The following is a 3364-nucleotide window of genomic DNA, read 5'->3' on the forward strand; positions in this document are numbered from 1 at the left end:
CGGTTGCGCGCACTGCTCGAAGATCCCGGAGACCCGGAAGCCCGGGAATCGGCCCGCTGGGAAGTCAGCAGGGGGCCTGTCGCGGCCAAGGGTTCAAGGGCTCATTGCGGCTGAAGGGAGGAACAACCTATGGACACCCCGAGCAGAACCCCGTTGCCGTTGCCCCGTTGCGAGCACGGCAAGTCGCCGCTCTCCACGTTCGGGTGCCGGGAGTGCGATCGCAGAGACGCCGAGCTTCGCACCGCGGTGAAGCCTCTGGAGGCGGAGTTTCTGGAGGGCCTGGACCTGTGCTGGTTGCTGATGAGGGCATATCGGCAGGGCCAGAGAGCAGCTCTCGACGCAAGCAAGCTCAAGGCGGTGTGGCAGGGCTGGCACCACGACTTCGATGTGGTGGGCCCGCCGGTCCTGGCAGATGGTCTCTTGGTGGTGCACGTGACGGATGAGTCGATGCACGCACTGCTCGGAGCGCCTGAGCCGTGCGGGGAAGGGTGATGCGATGACCGACCACGAGAAGGCCCTCGCCTACTACAAGACCGCCGCGATCCAGGCCCGCCCCGGCTCCCGGCCGCCTTTCGTGCCGAGCCGGGTCCGGGTGCCCGAGACCGTCCGGGGCGACGGGCCCTTTGCGGGGACCCGGGTGTTGCCGGGGGAGCACGACTGCCGCAGCAACCGGCTCGGCGCCGTCAGCGTGCTGGCCACCAACGGCCAGTGGCTGGGGCTTCGCCTGGACGAGTTCGAGCCCATCGCGTGGCGCGAGAACCCAAAGGTATAGGCAGACCACGTCATGCCCGACTTCCGCGACGTCTACAAGAACCGCGCCGAGGCCTTCGCCGAGTTCGTCGAGGCGCAGCGGCTGCCGGTCTCGAAGGCCAAGTTCTACGAGGACGCCAAGCGCCTGCAGATGGTGCAGACCGACAAGTCGGTGCGCCTGATGGATTTGCTGGCCTATGTGAAGAACGAGCTGAAGATCGCGCCCCTCACCGGCCAGTCCCTGGCCGAGCGCGACCAGGAGCGAGAGCGGGCCGACCTGGAAATTCGCAAGCTGCGGGCCGAGGTGGCGGGCAAGGAGCGGGCCGACCGCAAGGAAGACGAGCGCTGGATGGAGGTGATCGACCACGAGCGGCAGATGGCCGCCTTTGCCGGCCGGGTGGAGGAGGCCCTGCGGCAGCTCACCGCGCTGCGGGTCCCCGAGCTCGTGCACCTGTGCGGCGGCGCGCCGGGGCGCACCGGCGAGCTCAATGCCGGGCTCGAAGAGCTCTACGCCGCCGCCCTGACCGAGGCGGTGCGCAGCCATACCCAGGTGGTGGTGTTCGAGGCCGAGGAGCTCTTGGAGGCGTCCGACGGGTCTGACCTGTCCGACCCGTCCGCCGGCGAGGAAGGCGAGCGTGGCGAGCCCGGCCCTGGCCACTGACGCCGCCGCTCAGTCGGCGCTGCCGGGGATCCCGGCCGCGGGGCAGCTGCGGTTGCGGCTGCGCCCCTGGATGCCGCCGGCATGGCGCCGTGCGGCCGCGGGCAAGGAGATCGAGCTTCGCATCCCCGAGCTCGTGGTGCGCCGGTGCAAGAAGCCGCGCCGCATCCATCCCAGCGAGTGGAGCGTGCGCCACCGGCGCATGCCGGCCGCCGAAGCCCACCCGGGGGCCTACCGGCCCGAGTTCGCGCGCTACGCCGCCAAGGTGATGGACACCTGGGCCCAGCCCTGGGTGCGCGAGGTGTGGTACTGCGCCGTCGACCAGGCGTCGAAAACCAACACCATGCTCTCGTGCCTGGGTTGGCTGCGCACCTACGCCCCGGGCAACGTGTTCTACCAGATGCCCGACGCGGAGAGCTCCGATCGCATCATGGGGCGAAAGCTCATCCCCATGTTCCGCGTCACTCCGAGCCTCGCGCGGCACCTCTCCCCTCGGGCCGACGACACGGCCCACAAGGGGATCACCTTCGCCGACGGCATGGCGATCCTGCCCTCCTGGTCTGGTTCGCTCACCTCGACCGCCGTCTTCTCGGCCCGCTACACGTTCTCCGACGAGGTCGACAAGATGCGGATGATCGGCTCTGAGGCCGATCCCATCGACCGGATCAAGAAGCGCACCCGCACCAACCGGTTCAGCAAGCACTTCTTCGCCAGCACCCCGGCCGGCGCCTGGATCTACAAGGGGACCATGGCTTGCCAGCAGGTCTGGGCCGCCGCCGCCCGGTGCCCCCACTGCGGCGCGTTGGTGGTGATGGACGAAGAGCACATGGACATCCCCGAGGGGGCGACCGAAGAGAGCATCAAGGCCGACCCCGGCGGCGTCGGCTACCTGTGCAACGCCTGCGGCGAGCACTGGGACGAGGCCGAGCGCACCTGGGCGTACCACCACGGCGACTGGGTGTGCATCCAGGGGGCCGAGCACCGCCGGCCGAGCGACGTGGGCTTCCTGCTCTCGGCCTTCCCCTTGCCCGACGTACCGCTTGCACAGATCGCCCGCACCATCCTGCGGGCCAAGGCCGGCGACCTCTCGGCCCGGCGAGACCTGGCGCACGGGATCCAGGCGCGGGACTACGAAGAGGCCCTCGCCGACCGCAAGGAGGACCAGGTCCTGCGGCTGCGGGACGACCGCCCCGAGGGGCTCGTGCCCTCGGGGCCCATCGCGGCGGTCACCGCCGTGGCCGACATGCAAAAGAGAGGCTTCTGGTTCTCGGTCCGCGCCTGGGGCTTCGGCCTGGAGCAGGAGAGCTGGCTCCTCAAGGCGGGCTTCGTGGACTCGTGGGAGGCGCTGAGGCAGCTCTTCTTCGAGAGCGAGTTCGCCGACGTCCAAGGCGGGCGCCACGTAGTGACGCTTCGGGGCATCGACTCGGGCGGGGGCGAGAGCGAGCCGTGGGCCGACCTCTCGCGCACGGCCGAGGCCTACCTGTGGGCGTACGCGCACCCCGGGGTGCTGCTCTTCAAGGGCCTGCGCACCATGTCGAGCCCCTACCGCATGTCTCACCAGGACCGCATCCCGGGCACGAACCGGCCGCTCCCCGGCGCGGTGCCGCTCTACCTGCTCAACACCAAGCACTACAAAGACCGCCTGGCCGCCAAGCTCCTGGTGGAGCCCGGCAACCCAGGGGCCTGGCACCTGCACAGCGGGTACACCCCCGACCAGCTCGCCCTCCTGGCCCGCGACCCCGGGGCCCGGGTGGAGCACGGCCTCCACGAGCTCGCCCGGCAGTTGTGCGTGGAAGGCCGCGACGACAAGGGGTTCTGGCAGAACCCGAAGAACCGGGCGAACCACCTGTGGGACGCGAGCTACATGGAGCTGGCGCTCGTGGACATCGCGCAGGTGAAGTTGTGGAAGCCGCCGGCGGCCCAGCGGCCGCCCGCCGCGCCCGCCAAGCCCGCCAG

4 protein-coding genes are annotated in these 3364 nt (G+C 70.3%); all 4 read left to right on the forward strand.

Annotation, left to right across the window (positions count from 1 at the left end):
• Nucleotides 1-153: 153 nt before the first annotated feature.
• Nucleotides 154-492 carry a hypothetical protein gene (locus tag AB1578_22770; GenBank protein ID MEW6490722.1) on the forward strand — a complete coding sequence of 113 codons (339 nt, stop codon included), beginning with the start codon at nucleotides 154-156 and terminating at the stop codon, nucleotides 490-492.
• Between the two features lie 4 nt (nucleotides 493-496).
• A complete protein-coding gene (locus AB1578_22775) occupies nucleotides 497-772 on the forward strand; it encodes a hypothetical protein (GenBank protein MEW6490723.1) in 276 nt (91 codons plus the stop codon).
• 12 nt (nucleotides 773-784) lie between these two features.
• On the forward strand, nucleotides 785-1411 hold the full coding sequence (locus tag AB1578_22780) for a hypothetical protein (protein ID MEW6490724.1): 627 nt from the start codon (nucleotides 785-787) through the stop codon (nucleotides 1409-1411).
• Nucleotides 1386-3364 (forward strand): terminase gpA endonuclease subunit (locus tag AB1578_22785; protein MEW6490725.1); only part of this gene is annotated, 1979 nt, incomplete at its 3' end. The genes AB1578_22780 and AB1578_22785, both read left to right, overlap by 26 nt.

Source organism: Thermodesulfobacteriota bacterium (assembly GCA_040756475.1).
Classification (GTDB): domain Bacteria; phylum Desulfobacterota; class Deferrisomatia; order Deferrisomatales; family JACRMM01; genus JBFLZB01.